The 16,507-nt window shown below is 48.0% G+C and carries 15 protein-coding genes and 1 pseudogene; 6 read left to right on the forward strand and 10 right to left on the reverse strand.

Features of this window, described 5'->3' with window-relative positions; all coding sequences use genetic code 11:
- Positions 1-148: 148 nt before the first annotated feature.
- Positions 149-1,432 carry a hypothetical protein gene (locus tag C7B65_RS06160; protein WP_073074203.1) on the reverse strand — a complete coding sequence of 428 codons (1,284 nt, stop codon included), beginning with the start codon at positions 1,430-1,432 and terminating at the stop codon, positions 149-151.
- A 117-nt stretch (positions 1,433-1,549) separates the two neighbouring features.
- Positions 1,550-3,610, reverse strand: coding sequence for a hypothetical protein (locus C7B65_RS06165; RefSeq protein ID WP_073074202.1), 2,061 nt, complete (start codon positions 3,608-3,610; stop codon positions 1,550-1,552).
- A 473-nt stretch (positions 3,611-4,083) separates the two neighbouring features.
- Here C7B65_RS06165 and C7B65_RS06170 point away from each other — a divergent pair, with 473 nt between their 5' ends.
- From C7B65_RS06170 to C7B65_RS06185, 4 genes are all read left to right on the forward strand, one after another.
- The gene (locus C7B65_RS06170; RefSeq protein WP_073074201.1) at positions 4,084-4,299 is read left to right on the forward strand and encodes a hypothetical protein; all 216 of its coding nucleotides are present in this window, start codon (positions 4,084-4,086) and stop codon (positions 4,297-4,299) included.
- A gap of 54 nt (positions 4,300-4,353) precedes the next feature.
- Positions 4,354-5,250, forward strand: coding sequence for a lipase family protein (locus C7B65_RS06175; RefSeq protein ID WP_073074200.1), 897 nt, complete (start codon positions 4,354-4,356; stop codon positions 5,248-5,250).
- Positions 5,251-5,289: 39 nt separating this feature from the next.
- The gene (locus C7B65_RS06180) at positions 5,290-6,300 is read left to right on the forward strand and encodes a hypothetical protein (RefSeq protein WP_143162086.1); all 1,011 of its coding nucleotides are present in this window, start codon (positions 5,290-5,292) and stop codon (positions 6,298-6,300) included.
- A 257-nt stretch (positions 6,301-6,557) separates the two neighbouring features.
- Entirely contained in the window at positions 6,558-7,421 is an 864-nt protein-coding gene (locus C7B65_RS06185) for a hypothetical protein (RefSeq protein WP_143162085.1), read from the forward strand.
- Between the two features lie 101 nt (positions 7,422-7,522).
- Here C7B65_RS06185 and C7B65_RS29195 read toward each other — a convergent pair whose 3' ends face one another.
- The 5 genes and pseudogenes from C7B65_RS29195 to C7B65_RS27690 form a co-directional block, all read right to left on the reverse strand.
- Positions 7,523-8,266 carry a WD40 repeat domain-containing protein gene (locus C7B65_RS29195; protein WP_425320460.1) on the reverse strand — a complete coding sequence of 248 codons (744 nt, stop codon included), beginning with the start codon at positions 8,264-8,266 and terminating at the stop codon, positions 7,523-7,525.
- Positions 8,267-8,296: 30 nt separating this feature from the next.
- Positions 8,297-8,998 (reverse strand): annotated as a pseudogene (locus C7B65_RS29200) (WD40 repeat domain-containing protein); the annotation flags it as partial.
- On the reverse strand, positions 8,999-11,581 hold the full coding sequence (locus C7B65_RS06195) for a BTAD domain-containing putative transcriptional regulator (protein ID WP_073074196.1): 2,583 nt from the start codon (positions 11,579-11,581) through the stop codon (positions 8,999-9,001).
- A 431-nt stretch (positions 11,582-12,012) separates the two neighbouring features.
- Entirely contained in the window at positions 12,013-12,228 is a 216-nt protein-coding gene (locus C7B65_RS06200; protein WP_073074195.1) for a hypothetical protein, read from the reverse strand.
- Between the two features lie 29 nt (positions 12,229-12,257).
- Positions 12,258-12,500 (reverse strand): hypothetical protein, encoded by a 243-nt coding sequence (locus tag C7B65_RS27690; RefSeq protein ID WP_073074194.1) that lies wholly within the window; start codon positions 12,498-12,500, stop codon positions 12,258-12,260.
- 323 nt (positions 12,501-12,823) lie between these two features.
- Between C7B65_RS27690 and C7B65_RS27695 the strand changes: the two genes are divergently transcribed.
- Together C7B65_RS27695 and C7B65_RS06215 are read left to right on the forward strand one after the other, a co-directional pair.
- A complete protein-coding gene (locus C7B65_RS27695; RefSeq protein ID WP_181314348.1) occupies positions 12,824-13,183 on the forward strand; it encodes a hypothetical protein in 360 nt (119 codons plus the stop codon).
- 21 nt (positions 13,184-13,204) lie between these two features.
- Positions 13,205-13,459 carry a YgiT-type zinc finger protein gene (locus C7B65_RS06215; protein ID WP_223257446.1) on the forward strand — a complete coding sequence of 85 codons (255 nt, stop codon included), beginning with the start codon at positions 13,205-13,207 and terminating at the stop codon, positions 13,457-13,459.
- A gap of 9 nt (positions 13,460-13,468) precedes the next feature.
- Here C7B65_RS06215 and cobJ read toward each other — a convergent pair whose 3' ends face one another.
- Genes cobJ through C7B65_RS06230 form a run of 3 tightly spaced genes read right to left on the reverse strand, consistent with a single transcriptional unit; the run spans position 13,469 to position 16,502 of the window.
- Positions 13,469-15,169: a precorrin-3B C(17)-methyltransferase gene (cobJ, locus tag C7B65_RS06220; protein ID WP_073074192.1), complete on the reverse strand. Its 1,701-nt coding sequence runs from the start codon at positions 15,167-15,169 to the stop codon at positions 13,469-13,471.
- Positions 15,166-15,876: a precorrin-2 C(20)-methyltransferase gene (locus C7B65_RS06225; RefSeq protein ID WP_073074191.1), complete on the reverse strand. Its 711-nt coding sequence runs from the start codon at positions 15,874-15,876 to the stop codon at positions 15,166-15,168. Before C7B65_RS06225 ends, cobJ begins: the two co-directional genes overlap by 4 nt.
- Positions 15,873-16,502, reverse strand: coding sequence for a precorrin-8X methylmutase (locus C7B65_RS06230; RefSeq protein ID WP_083583098.1), 630 nt, complete (start codon positions 16,500-16,502; stop codon positions 15,873-15,875). The genes C7B65_RS06225 and C7B65_RS06230 overlap by 4 nt, the downstream gene beginning before the upstream one ends.
- Between the last annotated feature and the right edge of the window lie 5 nt (positions 16,503-16,507).

Genomic DNA, 16,507 nt, shown 5'->3' on the forward strand with positions numbered 1-16,507 from the left:
AGCTGTTCTAGCGTCTATACGTAAGACCTGAAACGCTTGCTACAGCAGCTTGCTCAATCGCGTAAGGGGGCGTAGGGGAATGCCTACAGTACGGGCAAACCCCTTGTAACCCTGCCCTAGCCTGAGGGCGATTGATCGAAACTCGGCATTACACCGAAATACTGCCATCCGTCAGGACAATCAAATGCTGGTAGTTATACCCTTCAGTTGCGTCAAGCGGAGACGGAGATTTACCACTGACTTGATTCGTTGCAATGCGTAAGGTGTATTTGCCGGATGTCGCAGTCATGGTTAGATTTGTGGTTCCCTTTCCTGGAGAAGGAGGATCTTGATTGGGATCGGGTGAAAGCTCTTGCCACAGAGTATTGCAGTCTTCAGTCGTAAATCCGAGATACAACAAGTTATCCTCCAGTAAAGGAACCGCGACCGCGACTCGGAATCCAGGGAAGTCGCCACTAGGCGTAGCTTCCAGCACGTAGCCCAGCGACTCCAGAGGATTGGTGTTAATGAAACTAAGATTCGAGTAGTAGATCGCCGTATCGGAGGGCATGATTCCTGGAGGAGCCTTCGCTGGACTCACTTTCGTGATGGTCGCTGTCTTACCCACGTCTGCGGGACCTTGTTTTGAGCCACCCTCCGGTACGATACACATGCCAAACTGGATGTCTTCGGCGGTCACATTGTAAAACTTGACGAAATTGGTCATCTCCTTCGATATCAATTGGAGAATTCCCATGACTACGATTAGGACTGCACCGACTCCAAAGGCAGCGCCTGCACCGAGAGAGACACTGAAATCGGCAACGATACCTTCAGCAAGTTCAGCTCCTTCCTCCCCTGCGTCTGATGCCGCATCTTCTGCGTCTTGTTCAGCCGTTTCTTCTGCCTCATCGTCACCTTCGTACCCATCTTCAGCGCTCTTGAAAGTTCTGCTTGCCAGACTTTTCACGAAATTCTTCATGGTTTTCACAGCGAAAACAAGAACGTTTTTGATGACGGGTGTTATCAAAAGACCCCCCACTCCGTCACCCGAATATTCAATCGCGTGGACGACCAGTTGGCCCGTACCGGCATCGGTTGTCAGCGTGACCACCGCAGCACCCACCTGCTTATAATCAGTCCCTGTGCCATTCTGTATCGGGTCTGTGTCGGTCACAGAGGCAGACACCATGAGATAATTGTTGCCCTGTGCGACATATTTTACTGGATTACCGCTTTTATCAAGGCCATCAAGCCAAGCTGTATCATCAGTGGTAGAAATGGTTTCATAAAGATTTTGCAGGGCTTGAGAATCACCCGAAAAGAAATCATAGACCGCAGTTCCTCCAGTCAGGGCTGCTGTTAACTCGTGCAGCAGATTGGGTTCATTGGGATCGGCAGTTGTTAAGGTGGGTGACTGTGTGAGTCGGATTTGGTGTGGTGCAGTAGTCATGGGTTATTTCTCCTTGTGTTTCTAGGTTTAACGACGATTCAAACAATTAACTTTGGAACGATCGAGTGAAGCACAAATCCGAAAATTTGAATTCGGGGGCATCCTCTTTCTCCTGGGTTAAATCTGACAAGCGCCACTTCCGTCGCTATTAGTCCAGAGGGCGGCGATCGCCTGTCCATTTTTAAGCTGCGAAAGTTGGCTTTGATTGAGTTGGCAAGCTCTCAGCCACTGGCTTGGCGGCATTGCATTGGGTTTGTTATAAACAACCATAAACGCATAGGCATCGCTGGGTAATTGAATGGGGATAGAACCACCGATTGGAATCGGTTGAGTCAGAAGATTTTGCCAAGTAGAGCCGCTACTTGCTTGATAACTGGGCATGATTTGTGCTCCATCTACATTGTTTTGAACGGTCAAATTGATGACGTGGACATTCCAAGGACCATCATCGTTGTTGGGGTCGTAGGGGGGTGCTGTCCAATCGAGAGAGTTATAAGAGCCTCCTAATTGAAAGGGGTTGTAGTCGTAGTGCAAATAAACTGTCCAACTAGTAGATGTGGTCGATGGAATGGGGTTGGCATACCAGCCGAAAGGAATGTTATAACGTTTGCTGGCATACAGGAAGGCTAATTGCCCAGGGGGTGGATTGACATAATTGAAAGCCTTGCTGTCTAAGCCGTCAGGGAAACTAGCCGCAACATAATGATCAGTCCGCAGATTCAGGATGTGAGTCATCATGGTGTCATGATCGGACTGCAAACTGTTGAGCTTGGTCGTATCGCTCTGGTAGTACACCATCAGGCAACGCACGGCATTAATTGCGCCTGCTGTCCACTCAGCCGACATGATGGCGTTGTGATCTTGATTGGAGTAGCCGACCCCCCAAAACTGTCCATTTTGCGAGAAGCCGCTCCACTGTTTGACGTTTTGCCAAACATTAAAGGCTGCTGATTCACCAAACCAGCGATCGAGGGTTTGCGGCCCGAGAACCGTCAGTCCCCAAGTATTCACATCAACAGCTTGCGGCTCTGCTGTGGCTGCCCAGGTATTTTGAGTGTAGGTCCCGCCCTGATAAAAATTACCATTTGATCGGTTCCACGCTTTTGTTTGAAAGAATGCTAGCAATCCATCTGTATGACCACAGGGCGCTTTCCCCCCCCAAATCATGATGCAGATTAGATTGATAGCTGCCCTGATTTTTCCTTGATCGCTTTCAGCTAGCGACCCGTCTTGACTGAGCGTATTTTCTAGCACTTGCTTGAAGATCATCAGTCCCGCCAAAGATGAGGCGCAATTTTCAACTGAGATTGCTCCTTGAGGAATAGATCCTGTATTCCCCTCAGAACCACCCGGTGCGTAATAAAAGGCACCGATCGGTGATTGCATTATTCCAAATGCGTACAAAACATAGAGCGCGTTTTGAATCGAGTCAGCTTTAAACGGGATATAGCCCTGCGATCGATATTGGAAATAATCGACTGGTAAGGCACCTAGAAAAAAAGCCCATGCATTCTCGCCAGTGATGGGTTTCCAATCAGGCCATGTGATAGACCCTCTGTACTTCCTGATACAAGCAGGATAGAAGGTAATATACTGCTGATATTGGGTTTTCCAAAGGGGATCTTGTGCCCAATAATCTTTGCCTACTAATCGCAAAGCGTATGCTTCGCTAGCGTTTGAGATTGAATCTTGATAGCCGTATTGAAAGTTGGCTGTATTCGCACGGATTGCTGTAACATCAGCACCGAGACGCTGAGTCGTGTTGGCGGCTAGAGCAAATAGTGTAGCTGCTTGAAAGCCCTGCAAACCTCGATCGGACGCTAAAGCTAAAGCAATTTGCCAGCAAGCCGCATCATAGATATCAGTCCCTAATGTGGCATTGACTCGCTCAATCTGTAACTGTGCGCCTGGGCTTCCTTCACCATTGCGGTAATAGGGCTGATCGCCCCCGCCAAAATCTTGAACAACGACCGTACAATCTTGACCGTTTTTACTAGCCCAAGTGTTGCAGATATAATCTCCCCAATAGCCAGGGGTGGCATAGTAACTTAAGGGTAATGAACCCGGAACAGTGAAATACTGACCATCTGCATTAAAGACAACCGATTGGGTTAAGAACGAAACTAACGCTTGAATTTCGGCATCAGTTTGCGTCTTTTTGAACGTGATTGAACTCATTATCTTGTCACCGACCTTGACACACTATGTGCAATATTGAATGACTTAGCCCTAGGATTGAATTGGCAAAATTCACTCCATCGGGTACGACCTTTGTTTTAGCTATAGAAGACTACCGCCAAGAGATCGCCAAGAGATCGCCAAGAGATCGCCAATCGATTAATCATTTCAACTTAAAGTTACTTTTGGTCATCTCTCGCACTTCTTTTTATTAATATAAAGAGTTCTTTAACAAGCCTGGAAGGTGTTGACAATCAGTGAATAACCAAGATAGGAATAACACATGGAGTGGCTAAGTCAGAATTGACTGTTGAGCGATCTCAATCTAAAAAGATCGCCTCGCAGGTCAACTAAAAATCAATGACGTAAAACCATTTGAAATGACGCTCGAATTTTACAGAGTAAAGGTTTGAGCATTTACGCTGGGTGCACTATCAATTCAGAAATCAGTAAATAATGAGCCACAGCTACCATTGTTGAGAATTGAGAACCATGATGGTTGGGTTTATGGCAATTTGAAGTTTCAACACTATTGGCATTCCCTCAGCATCGTGCCTAATGTGGCGGTGCGGGGTTATCAAATGACTCAATCGGATGGCGGTACTGTGCAGGAGGTTGGCATTGATAAAAATCTGACTCAAGCAGATGCTGACCAAGCACAGGTGCAGTGGTTGCTTCAGCCGACTTGAACCTAAATTGATTACGCCAAAACTCTCTTCCTCACATTCCAAAGGATAAATACGATGATTTCAACGACTCTTAGCTTAGAGTGTCGATCGCTGTGCGCCAGCGTCGCTGCCTATAGCATTGATCCAACAGGCAAGTTTATTCCTCAAGAACCCTACTACAGTGCCGTTGGGTTTCTCACGCCACCGATTGCATTCGCGGCTGGCGAGGATGATATCGATGCCTGTTTAGTAGGCACCACCGATCAAGGTGTAGTACTGGCGTTTCGGGGCACCATTCCACCCGACATTCACGATCAGCAAAGTATGCTGGACTGGATTAGTGATTTAACCGATAACCCGATCGCGGCACCTGGTATTCCAGGCAAAGTGCATGAAGGGTTTTGGCAAGGATTATCGTCATTGTGGGAACCCATGGTGAAGGAGATTAAACAGCAGATGAATGCGGGTGGAAAATCCTTGCCGCTCTATATCACCGGGCATAGCAAAGGGGGCGCTATGTCGAGTTTGGCGGCATTGCGACTGAAGATTGAGGAAGATATCAATCCTGCGGCTGTCTATACTTACGCTGCGGCTCATCCTGGGGATACAACCTTTGCTAACCAATATCAATTAGAGATTCCAAATCACATCCGCTATGAATATGGCAATGATATCGTTCCCCATATTGTTCCTGACGCGGCATTCATTGATGCGATCGCCCACATTCCTGAACTTGGCAAATTCTTTAAAGGCTTGGAAACCTGGGACTACACGCACGTTGGCACACTTCGGTTTATTGACTGGAATAAGAAAGCGATTGTGGGTGAGTCATCAAAACTCCAGATGGAACGCTTGGCGAGACTCGTTGGCGCGATCGTGGAATGGCAATTTGAGGCGATCGTCACTGCTCACTCAGCGAGTTGTGGCGGCGGTTACATGGGTGGAATGTGTTCATCAGGAGTTTGTGTATAACGTTCCTTGCTATTCCTAATTTTGTATAGGTGAAACCAGATGATGGGTCATTTTCCGCTGTTGGATATCGCCATTGGGTTGACGCTGATTTACACCTTCTTAAGTTTGCTTACTTCAGAGTTGACCGAATTCATGACCACTGTTTTGCGGTGGCGAGCGCATCACTTACAGCAAGGCATCATGACGTTGTTGGGTGAATCAATCGCGCTTAGACGCAATCCAGAAGAGTTTAAGAACACCATTACTGGCAGGCTGTACTACAGTTCCTTAATTGCTTCTATCACTCAGCGATCGCGGCGATACAGACAGTCGGTTGGTCCTTCCTACATTCCTTCAAAAGTGTTTGCGGATGCGCTACTCGAAGTCTTGCAGGCTCTACCAGAGGTTGAACGCACAGAACCTCAACTGCTACAGAGCGCAGATCAAACGATTGGCGAACTTGATTGGTTGATGTCTAAAGTCGAGAATGCAGATCAGCTACCTTCGCGCTTAAAAGACAACTTAAAGCGGTTGGCGAATCAAACCCAGACCCAAACTGAGACGACTGAGCAGCAAATGGAGCGGTTTAGGCATGAAGTTGCGCTCTGGTATGAACATTCAATGGATCGGCTATCTGGGACGTATCGACGTAATGTTAAAGCGTTCACAATTTTGATTGGCTCAATACTTGCAGTTCTAATTAATGCCGATTCTCTATATATGCTCAGAAGAATTAGCGAAAACACGGCAACCCGATCGGTGATTATTCAGAATGCAATTCAAATTCAGGGGTGTCAGGAAGATCTCAGTTCATCGCAATGTATGGATAAGATGGCAGATTTGTTAGACAGCACCACAATTCCCATCGGCTGGCATCCTGTGAATTTTCAACAGCAGTTTCCGCAGTTCAATCTGGTGTATCTGTTGAAGGCTGCGATCGGGTGGTTGCTGACTGGCATTGCAATTTCGATGGGATCTCGCTTCTGGTTTCAAATTCTCGATCAACTCGTTCACGTTCGAGAAACCGGAGAAAAACCTGCTGCAACTGAAGAACAACAAAAAACAACGTAGGTTTGATTGCCGCAGATAAATTCAACATCTACACAGGTTACGTTTCCGCTAACGCATCTTACAAAACATTAGGGTTATCTACTCACAAACGAACCAAATAGCAGTTACATCAGGGGCATCATAGCAGTTCTGATCCAACGAAAGTTTCAACTTCGGAGCGATACGTGGAGAAATTTCCTCTCCTGGACATTGTTATTGGATTGTCCTTGATTTATACCTTTTTGAGTCTACTTGCCTCGGAACTAACAGAGTTTGTTGTGAGGGCTTTGCAATGGAAAACCCAATACTTCAAGCGAGCAATCATCACTTTGCTGGGTGAATCATCAGAACAGAGTGATGATCCCGACCAGTTCAAAGATACGATCGCAGGCAGACTATTGAATAGCCCAAGTATTATTTCTGCAACTCACTCTTTGAGTCGGCGTAATCGATCAGTCATTTTATCTGAAGTTTCTCCCCAAGTGTTTGCAGAAGCACTGCTGGATGTGTTGCAGAGCTTACCTCAACCCAATGATTTAGGGACACGCAACGACAATACTGCTGGAGATGCGATCGCCCATTTTATGGCGATTATTAACGCCTCTCCAGATCTATCGCCACGGTTACGAGCAAATTTGCAGCGAATCATCGATCGCGTTCAAAGCATCGATACTAATGCTGAGCGACAAATGGTGTGGTTGAAGTATGAGATCGGTTTCTGGTTTCGTCATGCAATGGCAAATGCATCGAATGCTTATAAACATCGTTACAAACTTGTTTCGTTTCTCGTTAGTTTGGTGCTTGTGATTGCAGTAAACATTGATTCGCTTTATATTATCCGCAGAATCAGCGAAAACACAGCTACACGAGCAGTAATTCTGCAAAATGTAACCCAAGTTCAGGGGTGCCGAGACAATCTCAATTCACCGAAATGTGTAGAACGCTTATCTTTGTTGATGGAAAGTACAACAATTCCCATTGGGTGGCAGCCCTCAAATCGACGGAGACAGTTTGCTCAATTCAATGGCATCATTCTCTTAAGAACGATCGGGGGCTGGTTACTTACCAGTCTTGCTGTTGCAATGGGATCTCGCTTCTGGTTGCAACTCTTCAATCGGTTCGTTACGTTGTTGGGCAAATAAAGCAAACCCAACGGTCTACTCAGTCCGGTTCACTTTACAGCGATCGTAGATACAACAGTTCTCAGTCGATTGAGATAGAGAACAATAATGAGTAAACCAAATTAACCCTTCTCAACCGCGCCCAGCGATTGCAATGTTGCTTTTTGCGCCTTGCTCAAACCCGTAGCACCAGCAATATTCATACCTTCATAAGGGCGGTCAATCCTGAGAATTTTCAAACACTTAGCGGTGTCAACCTCCCAAATTCGGATCGTGTCATCCTCTCCAGAACTGGCAAGAAGCCGTCCTGCGGGTTGCCAAGCCACTGACCACAGTGCGTTGGTATGACCCTCAAGCCGTTTCAAACACTGACCTGTATTGATATCCCATATCTGTACGGTAGAGTCACTGCCAGCACAGGCAATCCTCTGACCATCTGGACTCCAAACGACTGAGAAGATTCGCATTTGACTGGCTTGAAGCACATTCAAACATTCGCCTGTTTGAGCATCCCACAGTCGAATTGTCCCGTCCTCACTTCCTGTAGCCAACAGTTGCCCATCGGGACTCCATGCCACTGACCAAATCCAGCCATCATGCCCCTGCAATTTTTTAAGAGACTCTCCAGTATCCAGGTTGACTAGCCAAACTGCGCGATCCACACCTCCACTGGCAAGGGTTTTGCCATCGGGACTAGGCGCGATCGCCATGACCCATGCATCACTCTGCAAACTCTGCAAACATTGCCCGGTTTTGCCATCCCACACTCGGATGGATTGGTCGTTACTGCCACTGATAATCTTATGCCCATCAGGACTCCACGCCACTGACCAAATCCAGTTTGTGTGACCCCTTAAGGTTTGCAAGCATTGACCCGTGCGTGAATTCCACAGTTGTATGGTTTGGTTATCGCTGCCGCTCGCGATCGTCTGACCGTCTGGACTCCAGGCCACCGACCAGATGCAGTTGCAATGCCCCCGTAACTTTTTCAGACATTCGCCAGTGTTGATATTCCATAACCGGATTGTGCGATCATCGGAGCCAGTGGCAAGGGTCTGATTATCAGCATTCCACGCAAGTGCTCTGACGCAAGCACTGTATCCCTGAAGGGTTTTTAACCAATCCCCTGTTTGAGCATCCCAAAACCGTGTCGTGAGGTCAGCACTAGTGCTGGCAAGAAGCGGTTCTACAGGACTCCAGTCCATTGACCACACTGAATTCTGATGCCCCTGTAATATTCGCAAGCAATGTCCGGTCTGCCCATCCCAAAGCCGAATGGTGTTGTCGTCGCTGCTGCTGGCAAGCGTGTGACCGTCTCGACTCCATGCCACCTTCAAAACAGTATTCATATGCCCCTGCAAGGTATGCAGGCACTCTCCTGTATTTGGGTTCCAGAGCCGAATAGTATGGTCAGCACTGCTGCTGGCAAGGATCGGGCGACTGTATGACTGTATGCGATCGCCTTTTTCACTCCACGCTAAGCACAAAACAGTACTGGTGTGACCTGACAACGTTTGAACACATTGTCCAGTCTGGGGGTGCCAAAATTGAATGGTGCCGTCATCACTGCCACTCACAACAAATTGTCCATCAGGACTCTATACAACCGCTTTTCCCAAATGTTTCTGAGTGTCTAAAGCCTTCACGCATTGACCCGTATCAACATCCCATAGTTGCAGGGTGTCTTCAGTACCCACGCTCGCCAGAATTTTGCCATCAGCACTCCATGCCACTGTCCAGACTATACTAGCTCCTTGAATAGCTTGCAAACATCCGCCAGTATGAGGGTTCCAGATGCGAACCGTACCATCGCTGCTACCTGTTGCAAATTTTTCTCCATTGGGACTCCATGTTAATGCCCATATCGTGTTGCAGTGCCCCTGCCACGACAAGAGTAACTGACCATCGCTTATCCGTCGAACAAAAATATTGCCACTACCGTCTCCATGCGCCAGCAGCTTCCCATCTGGGCTGAAGGCAAGCGAGAAAGAAACTTTGGCAATTTGGGTAAACAAGGATGTTTCAAACTGACTGTCCTGAAAATTGACAGGCTGTAGCCAATGCCCCTGAAGGTCGGCGTATCGCATGGTAAGTCGCGAGAAGTCATAGCCAGTCAAATCAATTTGCAGATAGCAGCAAAGATTAATCAAATTACCCGCCGCATAGGCTGGTGAAGCAGATCGACTTTGCAGAAGCTTGAGGATTTTCTGCAATCGCGCTTCAATTCGCGCTGAGGTTTTATCTACGGTTTGTACCCTATTGGCAACTTCTGCCAAAATCAATCGCTGCTGAGTTTCTCTAATGTATTCCTTGACATTGGTTTTGAGCAACGCATAGTTACTAAATAAATCAATATCTTGGTTAACTAGCTCATTTCCCACCCGCTCTACCAACCTATCAGTGACATATTCCATCACCACGGGCTGCTGCGTATAGCTACCCTGTCGTCGTTCAATCAAATTTCGCCAGCTCAATGACTCCAGCGCTTCCAGCAATCTAGTTTGGGGTACGATCGGCACAATATCAGCGGCTAACTCTGCGATTGTTGTCCATTCCCGATTGATTGCCAGCCAATACATGATGCTTTGTTCTAAGGGTGAGAGCCGCCTTAACTGTTGCTCTAGCAGTCGTCGAATCCCATTGAATAAAACAACATCTTGCTTGAGAAATGCCACAATGTCGCCATCTAGTAGATCCTGAATTGAACTAGCAGCAATTTTCAAAGCGAATGGGTTACAGCCATATTGCTCTGCTAGCTGTTGTTTCTGCGCTTGAGAACCTAACAGCCCCCTCGTCTCAAGCAATGCTTGTGCGATTGTTGATGAGCCAGTTACCAAGAGTGTCTGCACTGCTGAGTAGCCTTCTAGTGCCGCCACTTCAGTTGGTTTTTCTCGACTGGTGAGCAAGACGCAGCTTTGGTGGTGTACTTCTCCGACGACCTTAAATAGTTCGCCGTAGCCCTCATAGCCTAAACGGTACTGCCCAACACGGCTGCCTTCCTGAAAGATCGTTTCGACGTTATCGAGAATGACCAAACATCGATGCAATCGCAGCCAGTGAATGAACCGTCCGATTTGGGCTTTGCTATCCTGTTGGTCAGACAGAAACGGCACCAGATCGGCGACTAGTGATTCGAGAGTAGGTGCATTCCGCAGCGATCGCCAAATCACATACTCAAACTCAGCCTGAACGGTTTGTGCCAGTTTGACCGACAGTGCAGTCTTGCCGATACCCCCCATACCCAGCAGCAAAATCAGTCGATGGTGGTCTTGAATGACCCATTGCTGTAAGGTGGCTAGTTCCTCTTCCCGACCATAGAAGATGGAGATATCGATGGCTTCACCCCAGTCGCCGTGGAAATTAGGGGGATGGGGCAGTCCTGGGTCGAAAGGCGGGGAGTGGGAAGCAATCAATGGGGAGTTTTCATGGGTCGCCTCTAACCTGCCGACATCACCAACGCGAATTCGCTCATATAATTCGATGGTGCCTGACATTGGCTCGGCATTAAATTCATCTGCCAAAATTTGATGGCAGGTCTCATATTGAGCCAGCGCTGCACGACGCTGCCCCATGCAGGCCAAAAAAAACATCTGTTGATAATGGGCTGTCTCGCGCCAGGGATCGAGCGTTAGTAATTTGTGGGTCATCGTCAATCCGGCTGCGTAATTTCGCTGCTCAAGATACCGCTCGGCTAGGGTGTGTAAAGTTTCGATCGCCAATTCCCGTAATCGTTCCCGCTCCATCAATGCCCAATTTTCAAATTCTGGCGCATCCGGCACATGAAACCCTTCCAAAAAGTCTCCCTGGTATTGAGTCACCGCTTCAGATAAGGGCTGGAGGTTATCAGTGTTGAGGTGGTTTGAGATCGCTTGAATGGCTTCAACATCTAAGCGGTAGAGGCATTCCCGGTTAAACGCAATAGTCTGTCGGGTAATAATCAAATGCGACCCTACCAATTGCCGCAAGTTGGGCAGCACTGTCCGTAGGTTCTTCAACGCCTGACTGGACGGCATATTCTGCCAGAACAACTCTGCGAGCATTTCGCGGCTGTGCAATTTGCCAGTAACGGCAATATAAATTAATAGTGCTTGCGCCTTGCGGCTAATAAAACGTGTGAGCAGTTGTTCATCCAAGCTGATTTGAGGGGAACCCAGTAGCTTCAAGGTTAATTTTTTATACACGAACAGTACTGCCTTTTGTTAAGGGGGTCTGATAGATGCAGTCCGGAAATTATCCGTGAGTACAGGGGTGAAAGACTCTAACTGATACAGGGATAACTCCCTACACCGAGTTACGACCTAACGGGATCATCGCAGAATGCAATCTTACGAACAGTGCTCACTTAAATTAGTCTCTATCCAGATAGAGAGATTTGGGTAAAATGAAACAAAAAATTTATTTTTTAGCCGGACTTCGGCATTTATATTGATGGCAACGATCTCAGAGGACGTTTGAGAAGTAGCGGATGATACTGTGCGCTAGAATAGCAGCATGAGCCGAAAATACTATCCTACTGATATCACCAATAGACCTGTTGTGAAGTAAGGAGACTTCTGTTAAAGAAGATACCCAGAAGCTAGAATATTCCTAGTTCTATGTAGGAGTCCTGTACTTAGGCTAGTGCAACCGAGACGGAACCACTGTTCAGTCCGGCACTTTTTCCTTTCTGAATATCACTGTTCTTGATGCGAACCTTGAAGACGGTATATCCCGTTCCTTGAACTTGATCGCCAATAATCTCGCCAGCTTTGAGTTGTTCGATGAGCGGCTGAATATCTAATTTAATTTTGCGGTATCGCTTGGCAAGAGTGCTGTTGCTGAAAATCATCTGTTAGTCGAACTTGGATAATAGGCTGATCATTCGACATCAATGCCTTCCCATAGCTCAGAGACAGGACGAGTTCTACCCGCTTTTGCATCCCGCAAAGACTGACGTAGGTTCTCTAAAATCTGCTTTTTTGGCTGGTCGTCTTCGTCACTCGATTCTAGGGTAGAGTAAGCTCTACGCGACTTTGCAAACAGCAGAAAATCTAGGACTTCTTCAACGAGTTCGTCAGAAACTTGAGCGAGTTCTTGAATTAGGTGTTCCCTAGCTGTCATAGCTTTAACTCTTTTAGATAGCTTTCTATTTCAGCTGATGTCAGGGTGGTCATTCTAAACGATCGCGGAATCAAATTAGAGAGTGATCGCTCCTCTCAAAATTACCTCTAAGATTTCTCTTGCAATCGTTTGGCTAATAAGCAATCTTCAAAACTGAAGGCTTCTTCATCTAGGAAACTCGCGTTGCCTTTGGCACAGCAAAGCTGCCCGCCATCTCTATAGTGGCTTCGATCGGGCAATCTAGTTCAGGTTCAGTTGGCTCCTCTCTAGTGATTTACTGTCTTCCAAGTGATCAGTCGGATGTGCCAGATTTTAGGCAAGAAATGGAAGACAGCAAAGATGTAGAGGGTTCTGAACTGAGCTATCGCATTCTTCATGGTGAAGCTTTAGATCTAATTACGACCTCGCAAATTCTTGACCACGCATTCGTCTTTGGGCACACGGATGGTGGAGAGTCACTAATTTGGGACTTACAAAGCTATAGCTCTACAGATGACAGTTATGACATTTATATGACAAGAGTCGAAGATTTTCCTGGAGTTTTTAAGGTGGGCAGAAACTTTTTTGAGTTTGTGCAGCTATATGGATTGGGAATCGGTGACTCTAGTCACCTACCAGATTGGACTCAACACAATCCCGATGGAGTTGGAAAAACATTTAAGCCCTTAAAAAAGCCTTACTGAGTATTAATCCTCAGAGATGGAATGATGACTTTACCCCAAGGAGAAGCCGCAATGATGAGCAATGAGCCAGAAACACTCGTTGAAAAACAAGTCACTTACACCCTTCAACTCAATGGACAATTGTTCGTGATTGAGAATGTACCTGCTCGTGTGAATGAAGAGACAGGAGAACAGTTTTTTTCTCCATCAATTGTAGAACATTTGCAGCAAATCATTCTGACTGGACAAGAACCCGATCGCTTTGCTGAAGTTCCTGTGTATCACTATGTGGCATGACACTATGAGTTATTCGTAACGTCGTGGCGTGTAAACCCAAACGTCCCCGTGTGGACGAGAAATCGATCGAGTCTGACTCGACCCAACTAGCACCACAGTTCGCATATCTACATCTTCTGGCGAGAACTGCTCAAGCGTGCAGACGCGCACAGATTCGCCAGGTCTGCCCAAATTGCGCGCCAACACGATCGGAGTGTTGGGCGATCGCCACTGCAATAAAATCTCACGGGCTTTTCCGAGTTGCCAAGTGCGCTGCTTTGAGATCGGGTTATAGAACGCCATCACCAAATCGGCTTGAGCGGCGGCGGCGATGCGTTGTTCAATCACTGACCAGGGTTTGAGAATATCCGACAAAGAAAGAGCGCAGAAGTCATGCCCCAAAGGTGCCCCAATCTGAGCGGCAGCCGCTTGCATCGCAGAAATGCCCGGAGCCACTCGAATATCTAGTCGTAGCCATTCAGGTTTGGCATCGTGTTCTAGCACTTCAAACACCGCAGCCGCCATCGCAAAAATGCCAGGATCACCCGATGAAACTACGGCAACCGATTTGCCAGTTGCGGCGAGATCTAAAGCAAATCGTGCCCGATCGAGTTCTTCGCGATTGTCGGAGTCGTGGCGCTGTTGTCCCTCGCGCAGAGAACCTGCTAAATCGAGATAGAATTTGTAGCCGACCCAATCAGTTGCCGATCGCAGCACGTCTTTGACTTCGGGAGACATCCATTTTTCCCCGCCCGGCCCAGTGCCGACGATCGTCAACTGCCCGCGAGGCTTTCCGATCAGGTTCACATCAATCGGTTGAGCAGCCCGCGCGATCGCGCAACTCAGTCCTGATGTATGCTGAGACACGATCAGTTGACCCAATTCTCCAGCCGCATTGAGGGCAATTTCTTCAGCACTGGACAAATCGAGAAACCGGATCGGCACCTGCAACGCTTGAGAGAGCGCTTCGAGAGTCGGATGTCCCATCTCAGAGTTTGAAGCAAAAATTCCTGCTATTGACGCGATCGTCAAGTCTGATTCGTCAAGAATTTGCTGCACGAATTCGATCGCTAACTCACTATCAGACAGATGACTAACGGCGATCGCCAAGGTTGCAGGATGGTAGACCAAACGATCGGACGCTGGGCATCCTTTAGACTCTGTGACTTGCAAAGTGAGAGGTGCGTCAGGTGCGATCGGTAGTTTGCTTTCACTCAGCCAAGGTGCATTGCCTTCAAGCCGAACTGTTGACCCTGCCAGCAAATCTGAGATGAATGTTTTCGCATCGTCTGGATTCGCCAAATGATAGCCTGGTGGCGGATTGAGCAACGTTGTGCGAAACCGGATATCGCCCGTCGTCGTGATCGCAGGCTGAACATTGAGGACGGCTGCGATTTGCCGCGCTAAATCATTCACGCCCTGCAATCCTCCTAAAAGTGGAACCACGGCGCTACCATCTTCGGCAACGGCTAAGACGGGCGGCTCATAGCGTTTGTTGGAGAGGAGAGGCGCGATCGTGCGAATCAAAATTCCCGCCGCACACACTCCAATGATCGGCGTTCCGGTGGCAAACAATTCTCGCAGGGTCGCCCCAAAATCAGTGAATGAGACATCCACCTCAGTTGTGCGCCCCGCTAATCCATAAAGTGTTGCATCGGGCAAAACACTCATTAACTGTCGAGCAACTGCAACACTCGCTTGACCCAACACCACCACAGCAGGAGCATTCATGTAACGGAAGTTTGAAGACTAGGAATCATAATCAACGCCCAGTAAGGAACGTCAGCCGCATCGATATCAGCGATCGGAACAATGCGCTGATTAGGCATCGTGGCGCGTTCGATATAGAGCGATCGTGATAGCAGTCCCAACTCAGATAAAACGTCTCGCACTTTGCTGAAATGTCTACCCAACTTAATAATTACCGCCGCATCTGCAACAGCAAGGCGATCACGTAAGATATCAGCTTCGAGAGTGGCTGGCATAATGGATAACACATCATTGCGGTAAGTGAGCGGCACTCCCAATGCAGCCGCACTTGCCATCGTCGAAGAGATTCCTGGCACCACTTCGGTTTGAAACTTTGATGATAAGCGATTGAAGAGATACATAAACGAGCCATACAAAAAGGGTTCGCCCTCACACAACACTGCGACATCTCGTCCAGCACTCAAATGCTCTGCCAATTTTTCGGCAGCGATATCATAGTAGGGTTGAGACGATCGCACCGGACTAAACGGCAACGGCATCGGCACTTCAATTTGCTCAGGACGCAAAAAGTCCGCCACGATCGCCCGTGCCAAAACCTTGCCGTTCTCCATTGTGGGATAGGCGATCACAGGCACCGATCGCAGAATTCGATAGGCTTTCAGCGTCAACAATTCTGGGTCGCCTGGCCCAATTCCCAACCCATATAACCGACCCGTTTCGTGTGTCATAATTCATCCTCTTTTGCTAACGCATTCACTGCCGCAGATGCCATCGCACTGCCGCCTCGTCGCCCCTGCAAGGCGATAAACGGCACCCCTCGACTGTTGGCGGCTAACGCTGCTTTTGACTCTGCTGCCCCGATAAACCCGACTGGAAATCCCAAAATTAGTGCGGGTTTCGGCACACCTTCATCCAACAGTTCTAACAGGCGAAACAGAGCCGTTGGCGCATTGCCGATCGCCACGATCGCACCTTCTAAATGGTCACGCCACAGTTCTAACGCGGCTGCCGATCGCGTGGTTGACATCTGTTCTGCTAGCTTTGGCGTATCGGGGTGTTGAAGCGTACAAATCACCGCATTTTCAGCCGGGAGCCGTTTACGAGTTACACCTTCTGCTACCATCCGAGCGTCACAGAGAATTGAAGCTCCCGCAATCAAAGCCTTTCGTCCAGCAGTTGCGGCTCCGGGTGAGGCAGATAAATCTGACACAATATCGGTCATGCCGCAGCTATGAATTAGACGCACAGCGACCCGTTCTAAATCAGGGGGCAAACTTGATAAATTTGCCTCTGAGCGAATCGTGGCGAATGATTGACGATAGATTTCTGTTCCGTCTTGGATGTAGTCAATCATGATCG

The sequence above is a fragment of the Phormidesmis priestleyi ULC007 genome (genome assembly GCF_003003695.1).
Classification (GTDB): Bacteria; Cyanobacteriota; Cyanobacteriia; order Leptolyngbyales; family Leptolyngbyaceae; genus Phormidesmis_A; species Phormidesmis_A priestleyi_A.

What these genes read in the sequence shown, in the direction of transcription:
- C7B65_RS06230 (WP_083583098.1), bottom strand. Translation starts at nt 16,502, where the DNA reads ATGATTGACTACATCCAAGACGGAACAGAAATCTATCGTCAATCATTC.
- C7B65_RS06200 (WP_073074195.1), bottom strand. Translation starts at nt 12,228, where the DNA reads ATGATTTTCAGCAACAGCACTCTTGCCAAGCGATACCGCAAAATTAAA.
- C7B65_RS06215 (WP_223257446.1), top strand. Translation starts at nt 13,205, where the DNA reads ATGATGACTTTACCCCAAGGAGAAGCCGCAATGATGAGCAATGAGCCA.
- cobJ (WP_073074192.1), bottom strand. Translation starts at nt 15,169, where the DNA reads ATGAATGCTCCTGCTGTGGTGGTGTTGGGTCAAGCGAGTGTTGCAGTT.
- C7B65_RS06225 (WP_073074191.1), bottom strand. Translation starts at nt 15,876, where the DNA reads ATGACACACGAAACGGGTCGGTTATATGGGTTGGGAATTGGGCCAGGC.
- C7B65_RS27695 (WP_181314348.1), top strand. Translation starts at nt 12,824, where the DNA reads ATGGAAGACAGCAAAGATGTAGAGGGTTCTGAACTGAGCTATCGCATT.
- C7B65_RS06180 (WP_143162086.1), top strand. Translation starts at nt 5,290, where the DNA reads ATGATGGGTCATTTTCCGCTGTTGGATATCGCCATTGGGTTGACGCTG.
- C7B65_RS06160 (WP_073074203.1), bottom strand. Translation starts at nt 1,432, where the DNA reads ATGACTACTGCACCACACCAAATCCGACTCACACAGTCACCCACCTTA.
- C7B65_RS27690 (WP_073074194.1), bottom strand. Translation starts at nt 12,500, where the DNA reads ATGACAGCTAGGGAACACCTAATTCAAGAACTCGCTCAAGTTTCTGAC.
- C7B65_RS06175 (WP_073074200.1), top strand. Translation starts at nt 4,354, where the DNA reads ATGATTTCAACGACTCTTAGCTTAGAGTGTCGATCGCTGTGCGCCAGC.
- C7B65_RS06165 (WP_073074202.1), bottom strand. Translation starts at nt 3,610, where the DNA reads ATGAGTTCAATCACGTTCAAAAAGACGCAAACTGATGCCGAAATTCAA.